Source organism: Pelodictyon luteolum DSM 273 (assembly GCF_000012485.1).
Lineage (GTDB): Bacteria > Bacteroidota > Chlorobiia > Chlorobiales > Chlorobiaceae > Chlorobium > Chlorobium luteolum.
Genome location: NC_007512.1, coordinates 559,788 through 584,761, shown reverse-complemented (window position 1 = coordinate 584,761; position 24,974 = coordinate 559,788). Strand labels below are relative to the sequence as shown.

Below are 24,974 nucleotides of genomic sequence, written 5' to 3'. Positions count from 1 at the left end.
ACTCTATCCCGCTAACCAAGGGGACGCAGGCATGAAAAGAAAAGCAACGGCACTCCTCTACGCCTTCACGGCAGCAGCCATCCTGCTTGTCGGGGTCTTCACCCTGAACCAGATCACAGCAGCCGCAGGGCTTTTCGACACCATCATCCCTTATGGAGGCCTTGCCTTCATCGCCCTATCGACCACGGTCATCGTCTGGCTGGCATGGACTGCTGTCCGCTTTCTCTCGACACCACGGCACCCTGCACTGCCCGGTGATGCCGGTGCAAAAGATCTGGCATCCTACGCCGCATGGATGGGATCGCGCATGCCGGTTCACCCCATGCATCCGGACCGGAATGGAAAGCAAAGCGACCTGCGCTGGGTACGGGCCAACCTGAAGCTGCTTGAAGCCGAAGCCCTCACCGCCACGAAGGAAGTTGCCACAAAAAACTTCTTCGTCGGCGCCTTCGCCCAGGGTACCGCCTACGGCACATCGACCTCATTTTTCAACATGATCCGTCTGGTATGGCGCATCTACTGCATGCACCACCGCCGGCAGAATTTCAGGGAGTTCATTGCCCTCACAAGAGGGGTATACGAACTCCTGCCTCTTTCCGACTTCCAGAAAGAGGAGATTCCAGCTCACATCAAGCCGATCATCCAGTCGTCATTCAGCAATACGCTCTCTTCGCTCCTGCCGGCAGGCAACCTCCTGACACCCTTCTTCCTGAACCTGTTTCTTGCAGGATCAACGAACGCATACCTGACATGCCTTGCCGGCATGATCACGACACGGCGATGCCAGATGACGACGGAGGAGGACCGGCGGGAAATCGTTCAGCAGAGCATGTTCGAAGCCGCCTTCATGCTGAAGGAGATCGTCAGGGAGTGCAACCCGGTGCTGTCGGTGACGATCAGCACCGCGGTGAAAAAGGCGGGCATCGAAAGCCTCGATACCGTCACTCCGCCAACGGCGGGCAGCGGCATCGCCCAGGACCTTTTCTCCCATCTGGCCAACTCGGTGAAGCACATCATCCGCGAGAACATCTCCGTCGAAAAAGGCGGAGAGTAGCCCTCACGCCGCCAGTTACCGCACCTTTCTTCGAAGCTCCGCGAAAAAGTCCTGCAGGAGACCTTGAGCGCGGGCCTCCATGATACCGCCGAACACCTCCGGCTGGTGGTTGAGGGCGCGGCATCCGGTGACATTCAGGACCGATCCGGCAGCCCCCATCTTCGGGTCGTAGGCACCAAACACCACCCGGCCGACTTTCGCATTGACGATTGCCCCGGCGCACATCGGACAGGGCTCCAGTGTCACGACAAGCGTACAGTCGTTGAGGTATTTGTTGCCGAGAGTCGCCATGGCGGCAGTGAGGGCGATGATCTCGGCATGGGCCGTGGCGTCTGAAAGGGTTTCGACCTGATTATAGCCCCGCCCGACGACGTGGCTCGATGCGTCGAGCACCACCGCACCGACCGGCACCTCCCCGGCTTCAAATGCTTTCCGGGCCTCACGAAAGGCCAGCTCCATGAAATAGGTGAAATCCATATTGATCCCTTTGCGTGTCAATGTCCGGTATTGATGCCCGGTATTAATGTGCGGTATTAGTTTTCCCGTCCGCGTAAATTTTACTATAATAAAGTTTATGCGCAATTCTCGCCTTATCCCGTCAGGGATGCGTACGAAAAACCGTCAGTAACAAAAGACCTCAAGCAATATGAACATTCATGAATATCAGGGCAAGGATATCCTGAGGAAATTCGGGGTGGCCGTGCCGAAAGGAATCGTCGCCTATTCGGCTGAGGAGGCCAAGCAGGCAGCTGAGCAGCTGTTCGCCGAGCAGGACAGCCCTGTGGTGGTCATCAAGGCCCAGATCCATGCGGGCGGCCGCGGCAAGGCCGGCGGGGTGAAGCTCGCCAAGTCTCCCGAAGAGGCGCATGAGATCGCATCGCAGATGCTCGGCACCACCCTCGTCACGCACCAGACCGGCCCCGAGGGCAAAGAGGTACGCAGGCTTCTTGTCGAAGAGGGCATGAACATCGACCGCGAGTTCTACGTCGGCATCACCCTCGACCGCGCAACTTCGAACAACGTCCTCATGATCTCCACTGAGGGCGGAATGGAAATCGAGAAGGTTGCCGAAGAGACCCCGGAGCTGCTTCTGAAGATCCAGGTTGACGCACGTTTCGGCCTCCAGGGCTTCCAGGCCCGCGAGGCGGCATTCTTCCTCGGCCTCGAGGGCGAACAGTTCCGCAACGCAGTCAGCTTCATCACCGCGCTCTACAACGCATACACTTCGATTGATGCGGCGCTAGCCGAAATCAACCCGCTTGTCGTCACCAAAGAGGGACGCGTGCTCGCCCTCGACGCCAAGATCAACTTCGACTCAAACGCCCTGTACCGCCACAAGGACTTCATCGAGCTCCGCGACATCTCCGAAGAGGACCCCTTCGAAGTCGAGGCCTCGAAATCGAACCTCAACTATGTCCGCCTCGACGGCAACGTCGGCTGCATGGTCAACGGCGCAGGCCTTGCCATGGCGACAATGGACATGATCCAGCTTGCCGGTGGACGCCCCGCCAACTTTCTGGACGTCGGCGGTGGAGCGAGCCCCCAGACGGTCGAGGAAGGCTTCAAGATCATCCTCAGCGACAAGAACGTCAAGGCGATCCTCGTCAACATCTTTGGCGGCATTGTCCGCTGCGACCGTGTTGCCGGCGGCATCATCGAGGCTGCCAGGAAAATCGGACTGAATCTGCCGGTCATCGTGCGCCTTGAGGGTACGAACGCCGACATTGCGCAGAAGATGCTCGATGAATCAGGCCTGAACCTCATCGCAGCCGACGGCCTGAAGGACGCCGCCCAGAAAGTGAACCAGGCGCTCTCGGCCTGAGCAGCGTAGTATGGCGGTTCCTGAACAGGACCCGTCAGCAGACAAATACAGCAGAAACCCCGGCCCAGGTCGGGGTTTCTGCGTTTAGGGGCATTGCGCTCGGGCATAAAAAAAGACAGGGAAGGAGCACAACCCCCCTTCCCTGTCTACTTCAACAACAACCCATCCCAGCCTCTGCATCAATCAACCATCCATTCACAAGTCATTCACATCACAACGGCATACGGTTCATCTGGAAAGAACTGCTGTTGAAAATCCAACCACACACATCACACAACACACATAACGCAAACACACATTCACTACTCTGTAGAGAGCACGGTGCAACCATTTCACCGGCTTTCATAGAGTATGACGAGCTCCACCAGGAAACCTTGCACAAAAAAAAACTTTTTTTCCTCACTCGTAGCGCAGCGCCTCCACCGGTCTGAGTTCGGCTGCTTTCCGTGCAGGCCATAGACCGAAGAATATGCCGGTGATCGCCGAAAAGAACGTGGCGAGCACGATGGAAACGATGGAGGTTTTGACGGCCCAGCCGGCAAAAACGGCCAGCAGCGCTGAAATCCCGATGCCGGCAATGATGCCGATGATGCCGCCGCTGAGGGTCAGGCCCACCGACTCCACCAGAAACTGCAGCATGATGTCCTCCCGGCGCGCACCGATGGCCTTGCGGAGCCCGATTTCACGGGTGCGCTCAGTCACCGACACCAGCATGATGTTCATGATGCCGATGCCGCCGACAAGGAGCGAAATGGCCGCAATGGCACCGAGCAGCATGCTCATGGTCCGTGTGGTACTTGAAAGCATCTCCTGGATCTCGGTCATGTCGCGGATGTTGAACGAGTCGTCACCTTCCCTGAGGCGGTGATTCTTCACGATAAGGTCGGAGACAGCCTCCTTGGCACCATCGATTCCCTCAGCGCTCCGGACCTCGACGTAGATACTGTTGAGATAGTCCCGGCCAAGAACACGGTACATGGCTGTAGTCACCGGAACAAGGACCACATCGTCCTGGTCACGGTGTGTGGAAAAACCCTTCGCCGGCGCAATACCGATGACCTTGAAGTTGATACGGTTGATTTTTACGGTATGGCCGATGGGGTTGTTATTGCCGAACAGCTCCCGTGCAACGGTTACGCCGATGACAGCGACTTTTTCGCGTTTCCGGATCTCATCCCGGGTGAACCATCGCCCGATGGAGGGGACGAAGGCGCGCATGGATCCATACTCGTAGCCGACTCCGTCGAGGGTGGTGCTCCAATTGCGGTTACCGAAGACAATCTGTCCTGAGCCGTTGACGGTTCCGGCCGCACCTTTCACAAGAGAGTGCATCCTCGAGATATCCTTCACATCCTTGAAGGTGAAGCGGGCGACCGCCCCGTCTCCTTGTGCAGCCCCGCGCACCCTGGCCGAGCCGCCCCGGACCGAGATGAGGTTGGAGCCCATGGATTTCAGCTCCTCCTCTATGGATACCTTAGCGCCTTCTCCGAGCGCCATCATGGCGATGACGGAAGCCACGCCGACAAGGATGCCGAGCACGGAAAGAAGGGAGCGCACCTTGTTGGCGAATATGGACTGGAACGCCTGCTGGACAAAGCCGATGAATCGGCCGTCCTGCCATACGGACAGATTGCGCGATGCATCCATCATGGCGTGCGGGTCCAGAGTAAGCGGAACGGACGGTCCTGCCGGCAGGCATACCCTGTCGCGACGCTGGTCGCTGACCACCAGACCATCGCGCATGGTGATCACCCGGTCGGCATAGGCTGCTATCTCGTCCTCATGGGTCACCATCACGATGGTGCGGCCCTCACGGTGAAGTTCCTCGAGGATCTTCATGATCTCCAGGGAGTTCCTGGAATCAAGGTTGCCGGTCGGTTCGTCGGCAAAGAGGATCATGGGGTTGCCGATGAGAGCCCTGGCAATGGCCACCCGCTGCTGCTCGCCGCCGGAAAGCTGGCCGGGGGTATGGTCGAGCCGGTGCATGAGACCAACCTTTTTAAGGCTTTCGAGCGCCTCATGGCGGAAATCGCCCTTCAGGCCGCTGTAGATATGGGGAAGTCGCACATTGTCGACGATCGACATGCGCTTGAGGAGATGAAACTGCTGGAACACGAACCCTGCAACATGGTTGCGGAGCCCGGCCTGCCCGTCTTCGGGAAGCGCGTTGACATTCCGGCCTAGGATGCGGTACTCTCCCCGGTCTGGATTGTCGAGCAGGCCGAGGATATGGAGCAGCGAGGACTTACCGGACCCCGATGAGCCCATGATAGCCACGAACTCTCCCTCCCGGATCTCAAGGGAAACCCCCCGCAGGGCATTGACCGTGCTCTCCCCTACCGGATAGGTACGGTGTACATCGACCAGTTCCAGAAGCGGGGTCGTGGGAGCCATGGGGAGCATGGAGGTCATGGCTTTTTATCTTTTTTCTTCCGCTTCGGCATGAACGGATTGGAACCGCCGTTGTTTTCCGGAAGGACGAAGGTGGTATCGGGAAGCAGGACCCGTGAACTGTCGGTGAGCCCTTCGAGGATCTCAGCCCGCCCATCGTCCGTGAGGCCGACCCTCACCTCCTGCGGCCGCCCCTCCCCTCCTCGTTCTCCCTCAAGCAGCACCGTTGTTCTGCCATTACGGGTTGAGAACGTTGCTACAGGAACCAGAAGGGCGTCCGTCTTTTCACGGACGATGATGTCGATGTTGGCGCTCATGCCGGAACGGAAGACATCGGGAACGGTTTCGGGGATCACGTCCACATAATAGATGTTGACGTTGTTCTGCAGATGCGACTCGTAATAGATGTGGCTGACCCTCCCATTGAGACGGATTTCGGGGTAGGCATCAAGCCCGATGAGCGCTTTCTGGCCCACCTTAACCCGTCCGATGTCAGTTTCATCGACGTAAGCCTTCACGATCAGCCGGTCGGAAAGCACGAACAGCGAATCGGAGGACGTCACGGTCTGGCCGGGCTCGATGCTGCGCACGATGACCTGCCCGTCGATCGGTGCGAGCACGGCTGTCGGACGGTAGACCGACTGCCAGTAGGACTGCTCGCTGCTGCCCTGAAGACGCGCGGCATCGAGCAGGGCTGCCCGCTCGCTGGAACTGAGCAGCGCGAGCACCTGTCCCTTACGCACCATCGCCCCTTCCTCCGCACGGACCTCCTCCACCCGTCCCGCAACGGAAGGAAGGATCTTCAGCCGGTTGCGGGGCTCGACCTCTCCGGTGGTCGACACCTTCAAAACGATCCGCCCCCGCTCCGGCATCACCACCGAATACCTTGTAGCGCTCTCCTTTCGGCCACCTGCGGTGAAGAACAACACCGACCCCGAGACCAGCCCGAGCAGGGCGACAGCCGAGAGTACCTTAATCCACAACTTCATCAAGTCCTCCTCCTTTAGCCTGTATCCATTGAGCCTCTGCAATCCAGAGATTGCCGCCGGCATTGAGAAATTCCTTTTTCGCACTGACAAGATTGTCTTCGATGATCACCCAGTCATCAAACGAGATGAGCCCGTTCGAATACTGTGCATCAGCAATCGAGGAGCGCTCGACGGCCGCATCGAGATATTTTTTCTGCACCGTGAGGCGCTCCCGGGCATCGACGAACTGCTTCCAGCTGGCCTCAAGCAGGTCCAGAACCTGAAGCATGCCGCTCTCCACGGCGGCATCCTTGCCGCTGAGTGCGGCCCGGGCCCCGGCAACCCTCGCCCGTCCGGCTCCGCCCTCGTAGATCGGCACAACGAGCTCCACGCCCGCATGCAATGAAACGTTTTCCGGAGGCCAGTCACTGGTCTCGCTCCTGCCGGCCGATGAACGCAGGTACAGCTCGGGCGCAAAAGCGCTTTCGGCAGCGGCAAGGCTGTAACCTGCAGCATTCCGGACTGCCTCAAGCTCAACGACAAGGGGGTTCCTCCGGGCAATCGCCTGAAAATCGGGTGCCAGCCTAGTTTCCGGCACAGGGGCAGTGAACGACCCCGCAACCCTGAGGGGGCTGCGCTCCCGGCGTCCGAGCGCGGAGGAAAGCACGCAGCGGGCAAGGACAAGTCCGCGTGAGGCCTGCGCGACCTCGAACTCAGCTGCGGCAAGATCTGCCTCAGCCCGCCGGAGCGAACCGATATGCTCGCGGCCCGCACGGTAGCGAAGCGCGATGAGACGGGCGTTGTTTTTGCGGCGAAGAGCGATGTCGGATGACAGTTCCACCATTTCCTGCGCCTTCAACAGCTCGGTGAAAGCACTGCGGAGCACAAAGCGGACGTCTGCAGAAACGCCAGCCATGGAGCTCTCGCGTGCTTTCACCGACTCGGCCGAAGCGTCACGGAGTTTGGAATTCTTCCGGCCATCATAAAGCAGCTGGCGGGCGGTCACGGAATAGGAAAAGAGGGATGATGCCCCTGAGGCCCCGCTGCCGACCGTGCCGCCTGTGGTGACGGAGCCTGTCACGCCAAGGCTGGGAAGGAGTGTCGAGCCGGCAAGCAAGCGTTCCGCCTCGGCCTGCCGGAGAAGGGCCCTCGAAGAGGCGAGATCAGGATGGCGGGCCCGCGCCTCCATCACACACCCTCGCCAGCTCACCGCCTCTTCGGCATGGAGCACAGCGGGAGCAAGGCCGAGAAAGAGCAGAACGGGAAAAACGATGGAGCGCTTCATGGCAGGGAGAACAGAGCGTTGAAATACAGGTACATGATGGTTGGACGAGAGATACGCAAAAAACCTTGCACGTTCCACAATAGCCGGAACGATTCAAATAAACAACAATCCCTCGTCCTCCATTGCAATAATTGCGTTAAATCATTACATCCAAAGCCGCTGAAGGCAGCGCGCCGGTATCCCTCGGGCAGCAGGGGGAGAATTGAGTTTTCAGGCGGGGGGGACGGGGGGTTTCATTGAAAAAATCAGTACCTTCAGTGCCAAGACACAACCATTGACTATGACCAAAGGGCACATCGACCATGTTTGAAGCGCGCAACCTCTCCCTCAGCGTCGGCACCAAGGAGCTTCTTTCCGACACATCGTTCCGGGTCGGCGACAAAGACCGCGTGGGCCTCGTCGGGCTGAACGGGACCGGCAAGTCCACCCTGCTGAAGCTCATCAGCGGCACCACCGCCGCGGACTCCGGGCTCATCAGCAACGGGCAGTTCATCAAGTCTGCCGAAACAACCATCGGCTACCTGCCGCAGGAGATCTCGTTTGCCGACGACCTGGAGAAAACGGCCCTGCAGTATGCGCTGCAGGCAAACGCCCGCCTCTACGAACTCTCCGGGAAGATCACCACTATGGAGCATGAGCTCGCACTGCCGGAACAGGACTATGAAAGTGCCGGCTACCACGACCTGATCGAGCGCTACTCCGACGCCACGCATGAGTTCGAGCACCTCGGAGGCTATACGATGCAGTCGGATGCCGAAAAGGTGCTGGCGGGTCTCGGATTCAGTGAAATCGACTTCCACAAGAAGGTGAAGTCGTTCTCAGGCGGATGGCAGATGCGCCTGCACATCGCCAAGCTGCTCCTGCAGAACCCCACCCTGCTCCTGCTCGACGAGCCGACCAACCACCTCGACATCGATTCGCTCCGCTGGCTGGAGAACTACCTTCTGAACTACGAGCACAGCTACATGATCGTCTCGCACGATCGCTTTTTCCTCGACAAGCTGACCACCAAGACGCTGGAAATAGCCTTTCAGCGCATCGACGAATACAAGGGCAACTACTCGCGCTACGAAATCGAAAAAGCGGAGCGCTTTGAGCTCCTCATGGGCAAGTACGAAAACGACAAGAAAAAGATTGCCGAACTGCAGTCGTTCGTAAACCGGTTCCGCGCCAAGGCGACCAAGGCACGGCAGGCACAGAGCCGGCTGCGCCAGATGGAAAAGCTCGAAAAAGAGATCGAGTGCCCGGAAGAAGACCTGTCGCGGATCTCGTTCCGCTTCCCCAAGGCACAGCCATCAGGTCGCAAGGTGATGCGCCTTGACGGGGTCGGAAAAAGCTACCCCCTGCCGGACGGCACAACAAAGGAGGTGCTGCGGGGAATCGATTTGGAGATCATGCGAGGAGACCGCATCGCCATCGTCGGCTCGAATGGCGCAGGAAAAACGACCTTCTGCCGGATCCTGGCCCAGGAGATTGATTTCGAAGGCAAACTCTCGGTCGGCCATAACGTGTCGATGAACTATTTCGCCCAGCACCAGACCGAAACCCTCGCCCCGGAAAAAAGCATCTATACCGAGATGCTTGATGCCGCGCCGACAGCCGAAGCGCAGAAAAAGGTGCGCGACATCCTCGGCTGCTTTCTTTTCAGCGGTGATGCGATCGAAAAAAAGATCAAGGTGCTCTCCGGTGGTGAAAAGTCCAGGGTGGCACTTGCAAGGATCCTTCTGCAGGCCTCAAACCTCCTCGTGATGGATGAACCGACCAACCACCTCGACATGCGTTCAAAAGAGATGCTGATCGACTCGCTGGAAAACTATGACGGGACCCTTCTCCTCGTCAGCCACGACCGCTACTTCCTCGACAGCCTCGTCAACAAGGTCGTAGAGCTCAAGAACGGCTCCATCCAGCTCTACCTCGGCACCTATGCGGAGTACCTTGAAAAGGCTGAAAAGAACCTGGAAGAGGAAAAGGCCCGGGAGGCTGCGGCAATGAAGGCAAAAGCAGCGGCTGAAAAACCTGCGAAAACCGGAACCCAAGCCCCTGCAGCAAAACCCGCGGCAAAAAAAGACAGGAAAAAGATCGAAGCCATCGAAAAGGAGATCAACCGCCTTGAGCAGGAAAAGGAGCGGATGGAGACCCTCATGGCAAACGAGGATTTCTACATGAAAAGCCAGGCTGAAACCGCAGCGACCCTTGAAGGCTACCACGCACTTTCGGCCGAGCTCGAGCAGATGTTCTCCGACTGGGAGAAAGCCGGCGGATAAGAGCTTCCGACACTGGCGTCGACGCAGGCGAAACGCCCACAGTATTACACTTGCTGCAGTAGTTTCGGAACAACAAAAATTTCATACATTTAACAGAACTTTCGCATTTACAACAAGAACTCTCCCATGGCAGCACTGCAGCACCTTACGGGACTATGCGGCATGTCCGCCGGCACCCTCAGCGGACTGCTCGACAAAACTGAAGGCTTCAAGAAAGAGCTCACCGCACCCGCCCCGTCTTTCAGCCCCTCTCTTCAGGGCAGACGGATCGCGCTGGTGTTTTTTGAAAACTCCACCAGAACCCGCTTCTCGTTCGAACTTGCGGCAAGGAACCTCGGAGCCTCCACGCTCGGCTTCAGCGCCTCAACGAGCAGCGTCACCAAGGGTGAGACACTCAGCGATACCATCAAGAACCTGGAAGCCATGCAGGTCGATGCCTTCGTCCTGCGCCACCCATCCTCAGGGAGTGCGGAGTTCATCAGCGGCATCACAAAAAAACCTGTCGTAAACGCCGGTGACGGCGCAAACGAACACCCGACCCAGGCCCTGCTCGACATGTTCACCCTGCGTGAACACTTCGGAACGCTCAAGGCCATAAAGGTGGCCATCATCGGCGACGTGCTCCACAGCCGGGTGGCCCGTTCAAACATTCACGGACTGCTCACGATGGGTGCCGAAGTCGGCCTCTGCAGCCCGGTGACCCTTCTTCCGCCAGACTCGGAAAAACTCGGCGTCAGCCTTTTCACCGACCTTGACCAGGCCCTTGGCTGGGCCGATGCCGCCCTGGTGCTCCGGCTGCAGCTTGAACGCGCGACCGGCGGCTACCTCCCCTCTCTGCAGGAGTACTCCGTCCATTACGGGCTTACCGATGAACGGCTTGAGCGGACTGCCCGGCACCTGCTGGTGCTGCATCCAGGACCGATAAACCGTGAAATCGAAATCTCTAACCGCGTGGCAGACCGCATCCAGCCACCCGGATACTCGAAAAGCATGTTGCTCGAACAGGTCACCAACGGCGTTGCCGTCCGTATGGCGGTGCTCCAGACCCTGCTTGCCGATACACCTTAGCAGTACCCACACACACACTAACATTCAACCCTCAACGCCATGAAAACGACACACACACCCTTCAAGGCCGGAATCCTCGCACTCATCACAGCACTATGCATGCTCCCCCTGCAGGCAGAGGCAGCAACCAGCGACTGGCTGCATGAAGCACGGGTGGGCATCCTCGCCCACGACACCGACATCAACCTCTGGGGCGCTGTTCCCTCCGAACAGGGCGTGGATTTCAACGCAGAGCTCATTTTCACACCCGAGTGGGAGTTCTGGGGCGGTTCGGCACGCCCGAACGTAGGACTTTCCCTGAACAGCTCCGGTGACACCAGCCACATCTACGGCGGCGGCCTCTGGGAGTACCAGTGGAAGAACGGCGTCTTTTTTGATGCGGGAGTCGGACTCTCGGCAAACAACGAATCCGGCAAGGATCTCGGAAGCGCCGTTCTCCTCCGGCTCGCACTCGAGGTAGGATACAACCTCAGCGAGTGCAACAGGATGTCGCTCATGATGGACCATATTTCCAACGCCAACACTGCCGATCCCAATCCGGGCATCGACAACATCGGCATCCGCTTCGGCCATCTGTTCTGAACCGGAAACACGGACCAACATACCCGATAACGCAAAAGCCCCTGAACTGCAGGGGCTTTTGTATTGTAAATGCGGACAAGGTGGAAGACTCAGAGCAGTGAATCGAAAAACTCGGGCACGGCACCAGAAAACCCTTCCTGAGCACCTTTGCGTAAATAGTCAGGAAGGAACGGCGGATAGAGGTCGTAGCGATGAAGGTCCGCAACCGCCAGCCAGTCGACCCGCATGATCATCTGCTGGTCATCGGGGTATTCGGGGTCCCGGCCGGTAATGGTTTCACCCCCTGTCACCTCACAGTGGAAGCCGAGAGAGACCGAGTGATGGCGCTCCCCCTGGCCCGCAACACCGGGGTAGGGATAGAGCAGCTCCTTCACGAAAATCAGCCCGCCAACATTGCAGCTGAGCCCGGTCTCCTCCATCATCTCACGCCGTACCGCATCTTCCAGCGTCTCGCCGCGCTCAACCCCACCGCCTGGCAGAATCCAGTAACTCTCCGGCAGAAGAGAGTCCCCGCTGGCAAAACTCTTATGCTCCACAAGCAGGACATGCCCGTCCCTGATGCAGAGGGCGCTGACGCGCAATGTCACATCTCCCATATTCATATCCCCGTCAATAGTTGGTGCAGCCGACGCGGCGCAAACCTTTATATAATAGTCATATACTCTAAATGCAATACAGTGGAAAAAGAAGACAAAAAATAAATTTGCTCCTTTCCTGTTGAAATACTTACATTTAGGGTTAAGTACAAGCACACACGTTCTTTTCTGTATCCGGTTCCGCCGACTTTCAGGGTAACGGGACCATTTTTCTCTGCAACGCACACACACAACCTAACGGAGAACAACACATGAAAAAAATGCTATCGCTTGCTGCAATGCTTGCAGTACTGTCATACGCATCACCTGCTTCAGCTGAGCTGAAATTCGGTGGAGACGCCAGCGTCAGGGAACGCGCTGAATTCAAGTCATTCCAGAACGATGACGTCAAGTCGCAGTACAGGATCCGCCTGAAGGCAGCTGCCGATCTCGGTAGCGGGTACTTCTTCAAGACCATGCTCATGAACGAGGAAAACCTTGCCGGCGGCTGGCAGACCGTTGGATATGGTAACAGTGAAAAAATCACCGTCGACGTGTCCAACTTCTACTTCGGCCGCATGATGGCAGACAGCCACTACATGATGGGCCGTATTCCGCTCAACAGCTTCAACAACCCGGTGCTCGACCTCTCGCTCTACCCGATGCAGGCTCTCGACACCCCGGTCTTCAACATCAACTACGACCGTGCTTACGGCTTCAACTACGGCACCAAGCTCGGCAACGGGGACCTCTCCGCCACCATCCTTGTGCTCGACAATATTGCCCCCACATCAAGAGAAGGTCTTTTGAATGACGGCTACGGCGTCCACCTCTCCTACAAGACAACCGTAGGTGATGTCACCCTTGAGCCTCAGTTCCTGACCGTGCTGGGCAGCACCGACATATGGAGCCAGACAAAGGTATACACCGCTGCCGCGACAGCGGCGGCCACAGGATATGCAGACCCAACAGCAGATCTCACCTTTGCCAAGAGGGTAACTCCCTGGACCTTCGGTGCAACGGCATCGGTTCCTGCCGGTGAAGCAAAACTCTCCGGTGCAGCATTCTACAACTTCGCCAATGACGGCGCCGTGGACTACCACAGCACCCTCGTCCGCGTGAAGGGCGAGTACGGACCGGTCATGGCATGGGTTGATTACAATGCCGCCAGAGACAATGCACTGGGCCATGACTATTCGAACACCTTCGTGTGGGCACAGTACAAGTACAGCGTCTACGAGTCAGCAGCTGGGACATTCAGCCTCCAGCCGACCGTCCGCTGGCTGACAACCTCCGACGAAACAGCCACGAGCAATACCGACAACAGCACCCTCCGTGCCGAGCTGTGGGCAACAGTAACCTTCTAAGCGTACTCGCTACGCCAGAAGCTGGAAAGGGCCGCCTCCTTGGGCGGCCCTTTCTATTTACTGCCCGGTTATGGGCATTTGCCTGAAAAGCGATTTCACCGTACATTGAAATGTATGTACTGTGCAACACGGCACTTCGGCCGGCATCCTCTTCGAACAATCAAAAACGAAAAAAACATGAACAAAGCCGTCACCTTCTTTGCGGGACTCATCGCAGGCATCATCCTCACCGGGCTTCTTGCCATGCGCATGATGCCGGGCTTGATGCTCACCACCCATGAGAGCCGCTACGCGACCGTGGAAGAAACCTGCGCTGCGCTGACATCCTCAATCGAAGCCAACAACTGGCAGTCGCCCGCAACACGCGACATGACAGCCTCCATCGCAAAGCAGGGCATCACGCTAGACAAGCAGGTCAGCATTGTCGAGCTCTGCAATGCGAAGTATGCCCAGGAAGTCCTCGCCACCAACCCTGAAGTCTCCACCCTCATGCCCTGCGCCTGGGGTGTTTATGAAGGAGAGGGCGGCAAGATCTATGTTACCGGCATGAACATGGGCCTCATGGCCAAGATCTTCGGAGGCAATATCGCCAAGGTCATGGGTGGCAGCGTTGCCGATGACGAAGCAAAAATGCTTGCCCCGGTCATTGCCGAGTAATCCCTTACTGCAGCACTGAAGTACCATACTCCCGAAAGAGCCTGGAAATACGCGGCACTTTCGGGAGCACTGTTTTCAGCCGTATCAACAATCGTTTAAAGGCTTCTGTCCTAATAATCTTTTTCCGTACCTTACGGGTATGTATGTAGTATAGCACGCATCATCACAACCATTAACTCACAACATCCATGGAAAAAGGCAAACTCCAGGAGTACTGGAAAATCAACCTCGGCTACCTCATCGGGTTGCTGGTGGTATGGTTTGTCGTCTCATACGGGTTCGGGATTCTCTTTGTAAACCAGCTCAACGCCATCCAGATCGGCGGCTTCAAGCTCGGATTCTGGTTTGCGCAGCAGGGCTCGATCTATGTCTTCGTCATCCTGATCTTCGTCTATGTCGCACTGATGAACAAGCTCGACAAGAAATTCGACGTCCGCGAGGACTGAGGGCTTACCTAAAAAAACCAGCACACACAACAAAACCTTAACTGTTTACCGCTATGGATGTACAAATGTGGACATACACCATCGTGGGAATCACCTTCCTGATCTACATCGCAATCGCGGTGTGGGCAAAGGCCGGTTCCACGAAAGAATTCTATGTTGCCGGAGGCGGCGTTCCGCCGGTCCTCAACGGCATGGCGACAGCGGCCGACTGGATGTCGGCGGCTTCGTTCATCTCAATGGCCGGTCTTATCTCATTCATGGGATATGACGGCTCCGTCTACCTGATGGGCTGGACCGGCGGCTACGTGCTCCTTGCACTGCTGCTTGCCCCGTACCTCCGCAAGTTCGGCAAGTTCACGGTTCCCGATTTCGTCGGAGACCGTTACTACTCGAATGCAGCACGCACCGTGGCCATCATCTGCGCCATCTTCGTCTCCTTCACCTATGTGGCAGGCCAGATGCGCGGCGTCGGCGTGGTGTTCTCGCGGTTCCTTGAAGTCGACATCACCACCGGCATCATCATCGGCATGTGCATCGTGTTCTTCTACGCCGTTCTCGGCGGCATGAAGGGCATCACCTACACCCAGGTGGCCCAGTTCTGCGTGCTGATCTTCGCGTACCTCGTGCCCGCAATATTCCTTTCCATCCAGATAGCCAACAACCCGATCCCGCAGATCGGATTCGGCGGCGCAGGCGCTGACGGCATTCCCCTTCTTGAGAAGCTCGACATGCTGCACAAGGATCTCGGGTTCGCAGCCTACACCAGCGGCTCGAAGCCGATGATCGACGTCTTCGCCATCACCTTTGCGCTTATGGTCGGTACTGCCGGCCTGCCGCATGTGATCGTCCGCTTCTTCACCGTACCGAAAGTCCGCGATGCACGCATCTCGGCAGGCTGGGCGCTTATCTTCATCGCGCTGCTCTACACCACGGCTCCGGCGATTGCGACCTTCGCCCGTTTGAACCTCATTGATACCGTCAGCAACAAGAGCTACGAGGGACTTCCCAACTGGTTCAAGAAATGGGAGAACACCGGCCTGCTCGCATGGATGGACAAGAACGGCGACGGCATAATCCAGTACACCGGCAAGAACATCGGCGGCGGTGATGCGTTCGAAGGCTCGAAGCCCGCATTCACCAAAGAAACCGGCGCACACGGAGAACCGCTGCTCAGCAACAAACCCAACGACAACAGCAACGAGCTGTACATCGACAAGGACATCATGGTGCTGGCCAACCCGGAAATCGGCGGACTGCCGGACTGGGTGATCGCCCTTGTGGCGGCCGGCGGCCTTGCTGCAGCGCTTTCGACTGCAGCAGGCCTGCTTCTGGTCATTTCGACCTCTATCGCGCATGACCTTGTCAAAAAACAGCTGAACCCCGGCATCAGCGAGAAATCCGAACTGCTGTTCGCCCGCGTTGCCGTTGCCGTCGCAATCGTGATTGCAGGCTACTTCGGCATCAACCCTCCGGGCTTCGTCGCCGAAGTGGTTGCGTTCGCCTTCGGCCTTGCCGCTGCATCGTTCTTCCCGGTCATCATCCTCGGTATTTTCTCGAAGAGGATGAACAAGGAGGGCGCCATTGCAGGCATGCTCGTAGGCCTCATCTTCACGGCGGCCTACATCGTCAACTTCAAGTTCCTGAACCCCGGCATGAACAAGCCTGAGTTCTGGTTCATGGGCGTTTCACCCGAAGGCATCGGAACCGTCGGCATGCTCATCAACTTTGCCGTCAGCTACGTGGTCTCCAGATTCACCCCTGCTCCTCCGCAGGAGATCCAGGATCTGGTCGACAGCCTCCGCTACCCGAAAGGCGCAGGAGAGGCCGTGGAACACTGAGGTTCCTGAACGGTAACCATTCACTAAAAAAAGGCGCGGAACCAACCGCGCCTTTTTTTGTTTACTTTCATGGGTACCGCTTCACACCCCAACTTCACCTTGAACGCCCTGCATGGCTGCCGAAACTGACACAACGCTCCCCGAGCTCCGCGAAACAGTCGCATCACTGCCTACAGGCCCCGGCATCTACCAGTTCAAAAACAGTGCAGGGAAGGTTATATACGTCGGAAAAGCCAAGAACATCCGCTCAAGAGTACGTTCCTACTTTCGCGATCCCCGCCAGCTGACGGGCAAAACGCAGGTGCTGGTCGGCCATATCACCGATCTGGAGATCATCATCACCTCGTCTGAGGTCGAGGCGCTGATCCTTGAAAACAACCTGATCAAGGAGCTGAAGCCCCGCTATAACGTCAACCTGAAAGACGACAAGACCTACCCCTGGCTCGTCATCACCGGTGAACCCTTTCCGCGGGTATTCATCTCTCGAAACCGTACCCGCGACAAGTCGACCTGGTTCGGCCCCTACACCGAAGCCGGGCAGCTGCGTTCGATCCTCGAGCTCATCGGCTCCATCTTCCCGGTGCGAAGCTGCCGGTACAGCCTCACGCCTGAAAACATCGCCGCAAAAAAGCATAAGCTCTGCCTCGACTACCACATCGGCAAATGCAAGGGGCCCTGCGAAGGGCTGCAGAATGAGGCCGAGTATCTGGAGATGATCGGCGAGATCGTGCGCCTGCTGAAAGGGCGCACCGCGGGACTCCTGAAGGAACTGCATGAAAAAATGCTCACGGCTGCCGCAGAGTTGCGCTTTGAAGAAGCCGCTGAGCTGAAGATGCAGCTGCAAAGCCTCCGCAGATACGCTGACAGGCAGAAAATGGTTGCCGCCGACGGCATGGACCGGGACGTTTCGGCCATCGCTTCCGGGGACGACGAAGCCTGTGGTGTGGTGTTCCGCATCCGTGAAGGCAAGATGCTCGGCGCCCGGCACTTCATCCTCACCAACACCGCCGGTGAACCCGAGAAAAAGCTGCTCGGGAAAGTACTCGAGGGGTACTACCTGAAATCACCTGAAGCCATGCCGGAAGAAGTACTGCTCTCGGCGCAGCTTGATCTGGAGGATACGGAAAGCCTCCAGGCCCTCTCCAGAGAAAGGGAGGAAGAGTGCCCGACCCGGAGAAAGGCAGTGAAGTTCACGGTACCGCAGATAGGGGAAAAAGCCCATCTGGTGGAGATGTGCCGCCAGAACGCCCGACACCATCTCGCCGAGTACCTGGTGCAGAAGCAGAAACGCGGCGAAGCTGCCCGCGAGCATTACGGGGTCAAGGCGCTCGGAGAATCGCTGCATCTTGAGACCCCCCCGAAACGGATAGAGTGCTTCGACAACTCGCATCTCCAGGGAACCGACTATGTCAGTTCGATGGTATGCTTCGTCAACGGAAAGCCCCTGAAATCCGCCTACCGGAAGTTCAGGCTCCAGTCGCTTGAGGAGGCCTGCGGCACTGGCAGTTCCGATGACTATGCCGCCATGGAGCAGGTACTCGGACGCCGCTACGGAGGCTCGCTTCAGGACGAACTCCCCCTGCCGGACCTCATCGTGGTTGACGGGGGAAAAGGACAGGCCAACAGTGCTAAAAAGGTGCTTGACCGTCTGGGCATCACGGTTCCCGTCATCGGGCTCGCCAAAAGGCTTGAAGAGGTCTTTACGCCGGATGCGGACGGGCCCTTCAACCTGCCGAAAACATCCCCTGCCCTCAAGCTCCTGCAGCAATTGCGAGACGAGGCACACCGGTTCGCCATAACCTACCATCGCAATATCCGCTCAAAACGGACACTCGAGACCGGACTGACCACAATCCCTGGCGTCGGGGAAAAAATCGCATTCGCCCTTCTCGAGCGCTTCGGATCGGTGGATGGTGTCGCAGCGGCAAGCGCGGAGGAGCTCTCCCAATTCGCCGGAAAGGTCAAGGGAATGTCAATTTTCCGGCATTACCACCCATGATACCCTCTTCCGGATCCGGCTGAAAAGCCAACCTGCGGTAGTTCCGAAATTTCTCTTATATTTATCTATGCATGCTATGATCTTGATGGATTTGAAACACTATACGCCTGCCAATGAATCTGTCTGATTTCTTCGACGATGACCACACCCCCAGGAAAGGGCCGTCAGGAAAGGAAGAACCGGATCTTGAGGGTCTCGGCTCAATGTTTGATGCAGAAGAGCTGATCGACAGGATAGTGCAGCTCAATGAAGACGGCTTCACTGCTGAAGCCCTTCTTGGGGCCCGGCGCCTGGAGGAGATCGCCCCGTACAATACGGAAACCTGGTTCCACCTCGGCAACTGCCTGACCCTCAACGGCATGTGCGAGGAGGCACTTGATGCGTTCCGTCAGGCTTCGATCCTCAGCCCGGCAGACAGCGAGATGATACTCAATCTTTCGCTGGCCTGGTTCAATACCGGGAACCTCGATATGGCACTCGAAGTGATCGAGGGGGTCATCGGCGACAGCTCGATGGAAAAAGATTACCATTACTACCGCGGAAACATCCTGCAGCGACTTGACCGTTTTGAGGAAGCCGAGGCCGATTTCCTGCGGACTCTGGAACTAGACCCCGACTTCTCCGAAGCCTGGTATGAGCTTGCATACAGCAGAGATCTTTTGGGAAAGTTTGAGGAAAGCAACGCCTGCTACAAAAAGAACCTTGACCTGGACCCCTACAACATCAACGCCTGGTACAACAACGGTCTGGTGTTGAGCAAGATGAAGCGCTACGACGAAGCGCTCGAGTGCTACGACATGGCTCTGGCGATTTCCGAGGATTTCAGTTCCGCCTGGTACAACCGGGCCAATGTCCTGGCTATCAACGGACGGATAGAGGACGCTGCCGAAAGCTACCGCCAGACCCTCATTTACGAGCCTGACGACATCAATGCGCTCTATAACCTCGGCATTGCATGCGAAGAACTTGAACTGTACACGGAAGCCGTCGAGTGCTACCAGAAATGCATTGCCCAGAGTGCTGATTTTGCCGATGCATGGTTCGCACTTGCCTGCTGCTATGATGCGATGGAAAAGTACCCTGATGCATTCCATGCCGTCATGGAGTCCCTGAAGCACATACCCGACAGCATCGAGTACCTCCTGCTGAAAGCGGAGATCGAGTACAACATGAACGATCTGGATGACTCCATCGAGACTTACCGCCGGGTGATCGATCTTGATCCGGAAAGCCCGCAGATATGGGTAGACTTCGCCATGGTGCTGAAGGAGGCCGGCCATATGAACACCTCGATCGAAGCGTTGGAGCAGTCCCTGAAACTCCAGCCGCTCTCAGCCGATGCACACTTTGAGATTGCCGCCGCCTATTTTGCGATGGGCGACAAACTCAGCACCCTGAAAGCACTCAGCAAGGCATTCAAGATCGATCCCGACAAAAAGCAGCTCTTCCAGAGCGCATTTCCTGAACTCTACCAGCAGGATTCGGTGAGGAGGATGCTGGGGATTTCATGAGTCATGCCAAACTGATTTACGGCCTCATCGGCCGCGCCGTCGATTATTCACTCTCCCCCCTTATCCACAACACGGCATTTTCACTCCTCGGGATTGAGGCCTGCTACACCATCTTCAACATCGCCTCCCCCGAGGAAGTCCCGGTGGCCCTCAAGGGAATGCGCGCGCTCGGCATTGCGGGCTGCAACGTCACGATTCCCTACAAGGCAGCCGTTGTACCCTCCCTTGACGCTCTCTCCGACGACGCACGCTCCATTGGTGCGGTCAACACCATCGTCAACGAAAACGGCCGGCTCACGGGCCACAACACCGACATCGCCGGATTTGCCGCACCGCTCCTGCCGCAGAAAGCCGCCCTTTTCGGCCGGCCGGCAGTCATGTTCGGCAACGGCGGCGCTGCGCTGGCAGCGATAGAGGCCCTCATGCGCCATTTCAGCCCATCGTCCCTCACCGTATTCGTCCGCGACCCTGCAACTGCAAGAGATCGCCTTCTGCCCTATATACAGAAGGGATTTGTGGAACTTGCCCGCCAGGATGACCTGTTTGGCGGCGATGAGAGCGCCATGAACATATGCCGTGAAGCGGCCCTCATCATCAACGCTACCCCGAAAGGCACCTACGGGCGTCCCGACGCAATGGAAAGCATCATCCCCACCGGAGCCGGACTGCTCCACAGCGGCCAGACCGTCTACGATATGGTATACAACCCCGAACACACGCCGCTTCTGGCCGCAGCAAAAGCGGCAGGCGCCAACACGGTACCGGGCATCGCCATGCTTCTGGCCCAGGCCGCCCGCTCTTTCCAGCTCTGGACCGGCCACGAAATGCCCGCCCGGGATATCGAACCCATAGTCCTTCACGAACTGCAGCTGCAGCGCAGCAGATAACCTCAACCATACTCCCCGTTCCGGCCACATGAAAATGTTTTCCATGCTTGCGCTTTTTGTCATCGCAGCCGACCAGTTCACCAAAAAGCTTGCAGTCTTTTTCCTCCGCGACATGCAGCAAAGCATCACCATCATTCCAGACTTCTTCTCTTTCACCTATGCAGAGAACCGCGGGGTGGCATTCGGCATGGAGTTCGCACCGCCATTCGTCCTGCTCATGCTTACCGGCGCCATCGTCCTCGGGGTGCTTGTATTCGTGGCCCGAAGCAGGAACCGCACACCGATCTTTCTTTCGGCCTTCGGCCTCATCGCCGGCGGCGGCATAGGCAACATGATCGACCGGATCGCAAGCGGCCGGGTCACGGACTTCATCTATTTCGATCTTTACAAGGGAGAACTGTTCGGCCACTGGGTCTCGCTCTGGCCGATCTTCAACGTAGCCGATTCGGCCATCACCATCGGTGCATGCATGCTGGTCCTGTTCTACAACCGGATCTTCCCCGACACTGAGGAGACCCGTCATGCTGGCTGACGCGCACTGCCATCTGTCGTTCCCCGAGTTCGACCCCGACCGGCAAGAAGTCATCCAGCGGATGCAGGCGGCGGGGGTCACGCTCCTCATTGATCCGGGAACCGACCTTGCAACCAGCCGCAGGTCCGTCGAACTCGCCAAGCAGTTCGGCTTCATCAGGGCCAACGTGGGCCTCCACCCGCATGAGGCTGAGGGAGCTGTGGCGGATGCGGTCTACGAAGCACTTGAGGAACTTGCCCGTTGCCCTGAAGTGGTTGCCATCGGCGAGATCGGACTTGACTACCACTACCCCGGCCACAGCCCCCGTCATCAGGAGGACGCGTTCCGCACCATGCTCCGGATGGCAGCGGGGCTTGATCTGCCGGTCGTCATCCATTCGCGCGACGCCTGGCCTGACACACTCCGCATCCTGGACGAAGAGCGGCATTCAGGCCTCCGGGGGGTTATGCACTGCTTTTCAGGCGATACTGCGGTGGCACGGGAGTGCATCCGAAGGGGACTGTTCATCTCCATCCCAGGAACCATTACCTTCAAGCGCTCAATACTGCCCGAGGTGGTACGCAGTGTCCCGCTTGCAAGCCTGCTGGCCGAAACCGATGCACCCTACCTCGCCCCCGTGCCATTCAGGGGAAAGCGGAACGAACCGGCCCATGTCCGTCTCGTTGCCGAGGCCATTGCCGATGCCAGAGAAATCTCTCCTGCTGCCGCAGCTGAAGCGATCTATCAAAACACCCTCGACGCATTCGGAATCAGCGCCTGAAACAGCCCACTCCTTTGCAATTTCCGTCAAACTTGTTTAGGTTCTGAATCGAAATACGGCCGACGGCCGCCAACACGAAACCACAGCCATGAACGATAACGACATACAGCCAATCCGCACCGAAGAAAAAAAGACCGCGGTCGACAACCTCCTCTACTTCGCCATCCGCTACAAGAACCTCATTGCTGGAGCTCTTATCCTGATCCTCATCGGAGGCGCCGCCATCTTCTTCTGGACAGAGCGGCAGGCCTCGAGGGAAAACGAGGCTGCGCCGATGATGGCTGCTGCTGCCATGGCCTTCGATCGGGGCGATTTCCAGAGAGCCATCGATGGCACAGAGAAAGAACCCGGACTGAAAACCATCGCGGAACAGTACAACGGCACTCCCAGCGGTGAAATGGCAGAGCTGCTGCTCGCCAACGCATACTACGCAATTGGAAAGCCCAAGGATGCACTGAAAGCTTTCGATGCCGCATCACCAGTGAGCCCAGACCTCGCGGCAGCAGCTATTGCCGGCAAAGCATCCTGCCAGAGCGACCTGCAGCAGTATGACGCCGCAGCAAAAAGCTTTCTCTCCGCATCGGAAAAAGCAGAAAACAATGCACTCAAAGCCCAGTACCTTATGGCTGCCGCAGACTGCCGTCTTGGCGCCGGGGATACTGAAAAAGCCGGCGAACTCTTCGGGCAGGTCGTCGACCGTTACCCCGGTTCGTCGGGAGCCAGAGCAGCGCAGCAGGCTCTCTGGAAGATTTCAGGAATGCAAGAGGTCTCCAACAAGTAATTCACGAACAACACTCAGTAAACAGGACACACCATGGCAGCATCCTACATCATCAAGACCAGCCTCGGGGACATTCAGATCAGCCTGTATGACGATACCCCGCAGCACCGAGACAACTTCATGAAACTCGTTGGTGAACAATACTACGACGGCATCCGATTCCACCGCGTCATTGAAGGGTTCATGATACAGACCGGCGACCCCCTCTCCCGCCATGACGACAAGCGTATGCTGCACGGCACCGGCGGACCATCCTACAAAGTCCCGGCCGAAATCAGCCACCCCAATAAAAAAGGAACCCTTGCCGCCGCCCGGGACAACAACCCCCAGAAGGCGTCTTCAGGCAGCCAGTTCTACATCAACCAGGCTGACAACGACTTCCTTGACGGACAGTACACCGTGTTCGGAGTGGTGGAATCAGGCATTGAGGTTGTTGACAGCATCGCCGCCGTCAATACCGACCCCAACGACAACCCGCTGAAGCCGGTCACCATCGAAACAATCGTCGAGGCCCCGAAAGCCTGAAGGCACACCATGGAAGGCATTGCGTCCAATCTCCTGGAGATCCGCCGACGGGTCCATGATGCCGCCCGGGCGGCGGGAAGGGACCCATCGGCGGTCCGCCTCATTGCCGTATCAAAAACCAAGCCGGCCGGGATGATCCGCGAGGCGTTCGACGCTGGCCAGACACTCTTCGGCGAAAGCTATCTCCAGGAGTTCCTGGAGAAATGCGATGATGCAGAACTTGAAGGCTGCCCTCTTGAGTGGCACTTCATCGGACACCTGCAGTCCAACAAAGTCCGATCCGTCATCGGCAGGGTCTCGCTCATCCATGGCATCGACAAGGTATCGACAGCCGAAGAGCTCTCAAAGCAGGCCGTGAAGCGCGGCATCAATGCAGACTACCTGCTTGAAATCAACACTTCGGGAGAGGCTACAAAATACGGCATGCAGCCTCTGGAGGCGAAGGCGGCGGCAGAGACACTCTTCGGCCTGCCCGGTATCACCCTCCGGGGCCTCATGACCATTGCCTCCCCCGACCCTTCACAGGCCGAAACGGAGTTTAGGGATCTCCGGCTGTTGCTGGATGCCATCAAAACCCAGGCTCCGCACCCCGAAGAGCTCACGGAGCTCTCCATGGGCATGAGCGGAGACTTCGAAGCCGCCATCCGCCAGGGGGCGACGCTGGTAAGGGTGGGAACAGCCATCTTCGGCTGGCGCTGAACACCCCGAAGGAAGACATGACACAGCCCCCACATCTCTATGGGGGGATTTTTTTCTGATGGCGGAAGCGGTTATATTGAAGGTTTGCATCGCGAACTCCACCGTCAAACAAAAAACACACCGACCATGATTGCACAGAAGGCAAAAATCGAGGAAGCCGTTTCGTTCATCAGGAAAAAGACACAGGACGAATACCCGGTAGGCATTGTGCTGGGAACCGGACTCGGAGCCCTTGCAAAAGAGATTGATGTCGAATTTGCGCTGGATTATGCCGATATCCCGAACTTCCCAATCTCGACGGTGGAAACCCATCACGGCAAACTGATCTTCGGTACCCTTGCAGGCAGGAAAGTCGTCGCCATGCAGGGCCGATTCCATTTCTATGAAGGCTACTCCATGCAGCAGATCGTTTTCCCGATCCGCGTCATGAAGCACCTCGGTGTAAAAACCCTCGGCATCACCAACGCATGCGGCGGCCTGAACCCCGGCTTCCAGAAAGGCGACATCATGCTCATCGACGACCACATCAACATGCTGCCGGGCAACCCGCTCATCGGGCACAACGACCCCGAAACAGGATCACGGTTCCCCGACATGTGTGAACCATACTCGAAGCGACTCCTCAAGATCGCCGAAGAAGTGGCTCTTGAGCATAAAATCAAGGTACAGCGTGGCGTCTACATCGCGCTCTCCGGCCCCTGCCTCGAAACCCGTGCCGAGTACCGTATGCTGCGCACCCTCGGCGCCGATGTCGTCGGCATGTCGACCGTTCCGGAAGTGATCGCCGCTGTGCACCAGGGCACAGAGGTCTTCGGCATGTCAATCATCACCGACGAGTGCTTCCCCGACAACCTGCATCCGGTCAGCATTGAAGAGATCATTGAGGTATCCAACCATGCGGAGCCGAAAATGACCACCATCTTCAAGAATGTCGTAGCAAAACTTTAATCTGCCACAAAGACC

The 24,974-nt window shown here is 57.6% G+C and carries 23 protein-coding genes; 18 read left to right on the top strand and 5 right to left on the bottom strand.

Features of this window, described 5'->3' with window-relative positions:
* Nucleotides 1-31: 31 nt before the first annotated feature.
* Nucleotides 32-1,054, top strand: a complete 1,023-nt coding sequence (locus PLUT_RS02580) for a hypothetical protein (RefSeq protein WP_011357262.1) — start codon at nt 32-34, stop codon at nt 1,052-1,054.
* A gap of 15 nt (nt 1,055-1,069) precedes the next feature.
* On the opposite strand, the gene PLUT_RS02575 is transcribed toward PLUT_RS02580, so the two are convergent.
* Nucleotides 1,070-1,531, bottom strand: coding sequence for a nucleoside deaminase (locus tag PLUT_RS02575; protein WP_011357261.1), 462 nt, complete (start codon nt 1,529-1,531; stop codon nt 1,070-1,072).
* Nucleotides 1,532-1,700: 169 nt separating this feature from the next.
* Between PLUT_RS02575 and sucC the strand changes: the two genes are divergently transcribed.
* Nucleotides 1,701-2,876: an ADP-forming succinate--CoA ligase subunit beta gene (gene sucC, locus PLUT_RS02570; RefSeq protein ID WP_011357260.1), complete on the top strand. Its 1,176-nt coding sequence runs from the start codon at nt 1,701-1,703 to the stop codon at nt 2,874-2,876.
* A gap of 399 nt (nt 2,877-3,275) precedes the next feature.
* Here sucC and PLUT_RS02565 read toward each other — a convergent pair whose 3' ends face one another.
* The 3 genes from PLUT_RS02565 to PLUT_RS02555 are packed head-to-tail and all read right to left on the bottom strand — an operon-like array spanning nt 3,276 to nt 7,520.
* Nucleotides 3,276-5,288 carry an ABC transporter permease gene (locus tag PLUT_RS02565; protein ID WP_011357259.1) on the bottom strand — a complete coding sequence of 671 codons (2,013 nt, stop codon included), beginning with the start codon at nt 5,286-5,288 and terminating at the stop codon, nt 3,276-3,278.
* The gene (locus tag PLUT_RS02560) at nt 5,285-6,256 is read right to left on the bottom strand and encodes an efflux RND transporter periplasmic adaptor subunit (protein ID WP_011357258.1); all 972 of its coding nucleotides are present in this window, start codon (nt 6,254-6,256) and stop codon (nt 5,285-5,287) included. The genes PLUT_RS02565 and PLUT_RS02560 overlap by 4 nt, the downstream gene beginning before the upstream one ends.
* Entirely contained in the window at nt 6,240-7,520 is a 1,281-nt protein-coding gene (locus PLUT_RS02555; protein WP_011357257.1) for a TolC family protein, read from the bottom strand. The genes PLUT_RS02560 and PLUT_RS02555 overlap by 17 nt, the downstream gene beginning before the upstream one ends.
* A 302-nt stretch (nt 7,521-7,822) precedes the next feature.
* Here PLUT_RS02555 and abc-f point away from each other — a divergent pair, with 302 nt between their 5' ends.
* The 3 genes from abc-f (at nt 7,823) to PLUT_RS02540 (ending at nt 11,434) form a co-directional block, all read left to right on the top strand.
* Nucleotides 7,823-9,784 (top strand): ribosomal protection-like ABC-F family protein, encoded by a 1,962-nt coding sequence (gene abc-f / locus PLUT_RS02550; protein ID WP_011357256.1) that lies wholly within the window; start codon nt 7,823-7,825, stop codon nt 9,782-9,784.
* 135 nt (nt 9,785-9,919) lie between these two features.
* Nucleotides 9,920-10,852: an aspartate carbamoyltransferase catalytic subunit gene (locus PLUT_RS02545; protein ID WP_041464004.1), complete on the top strand. Its 933-nt coding sequence runs from the start codon at nt 9,920-9,922 to the stop codon at nt 10,850-10,852.
* Nucleotides 10,853-10,891: 39 nt separating this feature from the next.
* On the top strand, nt 10,892-11,434 hold the full coding sequence (locus PLUT_RS02540) for an acyloxyacyl hydrolase (protein ID WP_011357254.1): 543 nt from the start codon (nt 10,892-10,894) through the stop codon (nt 11,432-11,434).
* A gap of 89 nt (nt 11,435-11,523) precedes the next feature.
* Here PLUT_RS02540 and PLUT_RS02535 read toward each other — a convergent pair whose 3' ends face one another.
* On the bottom strand, nt 11,524-12,030 hold the full coding sequence (locus PLUT_RS02535; protein WP_011357253.1) for an NUDIX domain-containing protein: 507 nt from the start codon (nt 12,028-12,030) through the stop codon (nt 11,524-11,526).
* A 251-nt stretch (nt 12,031-12,281) separates the two neighbouring features.
* Here PLUT_RS02535 and PLUT_RS02530 point away from each other — a divergent pair, with 251 nt between their 5' ends.
* From PLUT_RS02530 to PLUT_RS02470, 13 genes are all read left to right on the top strand, one after another.
* Nucleotides 12,282-13,376: a hypothetical protein gene (locus tag PLUT_RS02530; RefSeq protein ID WP_011357252.1), complete on the top strand. Its 1,095-nt coding sequence runs from the start codon at nt 12,282-12,284 to the stop codon at nt 13,374-13,376.
* A 177-nt stretch (nt 13,377-13,553) separates the two neighbouring features.
* Complete coding sequence (locus PLUT_RS02525) at nt 13,554-14,033, top strand: DUF302 domain-containing protein (protein ID WP_238974609.1); 480 nt, start codon at nt 13,554-13,556, stop codon at nt 14,031-14,033.
* 188 nt (nt 14,034-14,221) lie between these two features.
* A complete protein-coding gene (locus tag PLUT_RS02520; RefSeq protein WP_011357250.1) occupies nt 14,222-14,479 on the top strand; it encodes a DUF4212 domain-containing protein in 258 nt (85 codons plus the stop codon).
* A gap of 53 nt (nt 14,480-14,532) precedes the next feature.
* Nucleotides 14,533-16,317, top strand: a complete 1,785-nt coding sequence (locus PLUT_RS02515; RefSeq protein ID WP_011357249.1) for a sodium:solute symporter family protein — start codon at nt 14,533-14,535, stop codon at nt 16,315-16,317.
* Between the two features lie 112 nt (nt 16,318-16,429).
* The gene (uvrC, locus tag PLUT_RS02510) at nt 16,430-18,316 is read left to right on the top strand and encodes an excinuclease ABC subunit UvrC (protein WP_011357248.1); all 1,887 of its coding nucleotides are present in this window, start codon (nt 16,430-16,432) and stop codon (nt 18,314-18,316) included.
* Nucleotides 18,317-18,429: 113 nt separating this feature from the next.
* Nucleotides 18,430-19,827 carry a tetratricopeptide repeat protein gene (locus PLUT_RS02505; RefSeq protein WP_041463746.1) on the top strand — a complete coding sequence of 466 codons (1,398 nt, stop codon included), beginning with the start codon at nt 18,430-18,432 and terminating at the stop codon, nt 19,825-19,827.
* Nucleotides 19,824-20,714, top strand: a complete 891-nt coding sequence (gene aroE, locus PLUT_RS02500; RefSeq protein ID WP_011357246.1) for a shikimate dehydrogenase — start codon at nt 19,824-19,826, stop codon at nt 20,712-20,714. Before PLUT_RS02505 ends, aroE begins: the two co-directional genes overlap by 4 nt.
* A 28-nt stretch (nt 20,715-20,742) precedes the next feature.
* Complete coding sequence (lspA, locus tag PLUT_RS02495; RefSeq protein ID WP_011357245.1) at nt 20,743-21,246, top strand: signal peptidase II; 504 nt, start codon at nt 20,743-20,745, stop codon at nt 21,244-21,246.
* Complete coding sequence (locus PLUT_RS02490) at nt 21,236-22,006, top strand: TatD family hydrolase (protein WP_011357244.1); 771 nt, start codon at nt 21,236-21,238, stop codon at nt 22,004-22,006. The genes lspA and PLUT_RS02490 overlap by 11 nt, the downstream gene beginning before the upstream one ends.
* A gap of 88 nt (nt 22,007-22,094) precedes the next feature.
* Nucleotides 22,095-22,787, top strand: coding sequence for a tetratricopeptide repeat protein (locus tag PLUT_RS02485; protein WP_011357243.1), 693 nt, complete (start codon nt 22,095-22,097; stop codon nt 22,785-22,787).
* A 33-nt stretch (nt 22,788-22,820) separates the two neighbouring features.
* Nucleotides 22,821-23,312 (top strand): peptidylprolyl isomerase, encoded by a 492-nt coding sequence (locus PLUT_RS02480; protein ID WP_011357242.1) that lies wholly within the window; start codon nt 22,821-22,823, stop codon nt 23,310-23,312.
* 9 nt (nt 23,313-23,321) lie between these two features.
* Nucleotides 23,322-24,011: a YggS family pyridoxal phosphate-dependent enzyme gene (locus PLUT_RS02475; RefSeq protein ID WP_011357241.1), complete on the top strand. Its 690-nt coding sequence runs from the start codon at nt 23,322-23,324 to the stop codon at nt 24,009-24,011.
* Nucleotides 24,012-24,137: 126 nt separating this feature from the next.
* Entirely contained in the window at nt 24,138-24,959 is an 822-nt protein-coding gene (locus tag PLUT_RS02470; RefSeq protein WP_041464003.1) for a purine-nucleoside phosphorylase, read from the top strand.
* Nucleotides 24,960-24,974: the final 15 nt, after the last annotated feature.

Excerpts from the sequence above, each read along its gene's own strand:
- PLUT_RS02580 (WP_011357262.1), top strand. The coding sequence starts at position 32 with ATGAAAAGAAAAGCAACGGCACTCCTCTACGCCTTCACGGCAGCAGCC.
- PLUT_RS02575 (WP_011357261.1), bottom strand. The coding sequence starts at position 1,531 with ATGGATTTCACCTATTTCATGGAGCTGGCCTTTCGTGAGGCCCGGAAA.
- sucC (WP_011357260.1), top strand. The coding sequence starts at position 1,701 with ATGAACATTCATGAATATCAGGGCAAGGATATCCTGAGGAAATTCGGG.
- PLUT_RS02565 (WP_011357259.1), bottom strand. The coding sequence starts at position 5,288 with ATGACCTCCATGCTCCCCATGGCTCCCACGACCCCGCTTCTGGAACTG.
- PLUT_RS02560 (WP_011357258.1), bottom strand. The coding sequence starts at position 6,256 with ATGAAGTTGTGGATTAAGGTACTCTCGGCTGTCGCCCTGCTCGGGCTG.
- PLUT_RS02555 (WP_011357257.1), bottom strand. The coding sequence starts at position 7,520 with ATGAAGCGCTCCATCGTTTTTCCCGTTCTGCTCTTTCTCGGCCTTGCT.
- abc-f (WP_011357256.1), top strand. The coding sequence starts at position 7,823 with ATGTTTGAAGCGCGCAACCTCTCCCTCAGCGTCGGCACCAAGGAGCTT.
- PLUT_RS02540 (WP_011357254.1), top strand. The coding sequence starts at position 10,892 with ATGAAAACGACACACACACCCTTCAAGGCCGGAATCCTCGCACTCATC.
- PLUT_RS02535 (WP_011357253.1), bottom strand. The coding sequence starts at position 12,030 with ATGGGAGATGTGACATTGCGCGTCAGCGCCCTCTGCATCAGGGACGGG.
- PLUT_RS02530 (WP_011357252.1), top strand. The coding sequence starts at position 12,282 with ATGAAAAAAATGCTATCGCTTGCTGCAATGCTTGCAGTACTGTCATAC.
- PLUT_RS02525 (WP_238974609.1), top strand. The coding sequence starts at position 13,554 with ATGAACAAAGCCGTCACCTTCTTTGCGGGACTCATCGCAGGCATCATC.
- PLUT_RS02520 (WP_011357250.1), top strand. The coding sequence starts at position 14,222 with ATGGAAAAAGGCAAACTCCAGGAGTACTGGAAAATCAACCTCGGCTAC.
- PLUT_RS02515 (WP_011357249.1), top strand. The coding sequence starts at position 14,533 with ATGGATGTACAAATGTGGACATACACCATCGTGGGAATCACCTTCCTG.
- uvrC (WP_011357248.1), top strand. The coding sequence starts at position 16,430 with ATGGCTGCCGAAACTGACACAACGCTCCCCGAGCTCCGCGAAACAGTC.
- PLUT_RS02505 (WP_041463746.1), top strand. The coding sequence starts at position 18,430 with ATGAATCTGTCTGATTTCTTCGACGATGACCACACCCCCAGGAAAGGG.
- aroE (WP_011357246.1), top strand. The coding sequence starts at position 19,824 with ATGAGTCATGCCAAACTGATTTACGGCCTCATCGGCCGCGCCGTCGAT.
- lspA (WP_011357245.1), top strand. The coding sequence starts at position 20,743 with ATGAAAATGTTTTCCATGCTTGCGCTTTTTGTCATCGCAGCCGACCAG.
- PLUT_RS02490 (WP_011357244.1), top strand. The coding sequence starts at position 21,236 with ATGCTGGCTGACGCGCACTGCCATCTGTCGTTCCCCGAGTTCGACCCC.
- PLUT_RS02485 (WP_011357243.1), top strand. The coding sequence starts at position 22,095 with ATGAACGATAACGACATACAGCCAATCCGCACCGAAGAAAAAAAGACC.
- PLUT_RS02480 (WP_011357242.1), top strand. The coding sequence starts at position 22,821 with ATGGCAGCATCCTACATCATCAAGACCAGCCTCGGGGACATTCAGATC.
- PLUT_RS02475 (WP_011357241.1), top strand. The coding sequence starts at position 23,322 with ATGGAAGGCATTGCGTCCAATCTCCTGGAGATCCGCCGACGGGTCCAT.
- PLUT_RS02470 (WP_041464003.1), top strand. The coding sequence starts at position 24,138 with ATGATTGCACAGAAGGCAAAAATCGAGGAAGCCGTTTCGTTCATCAGG.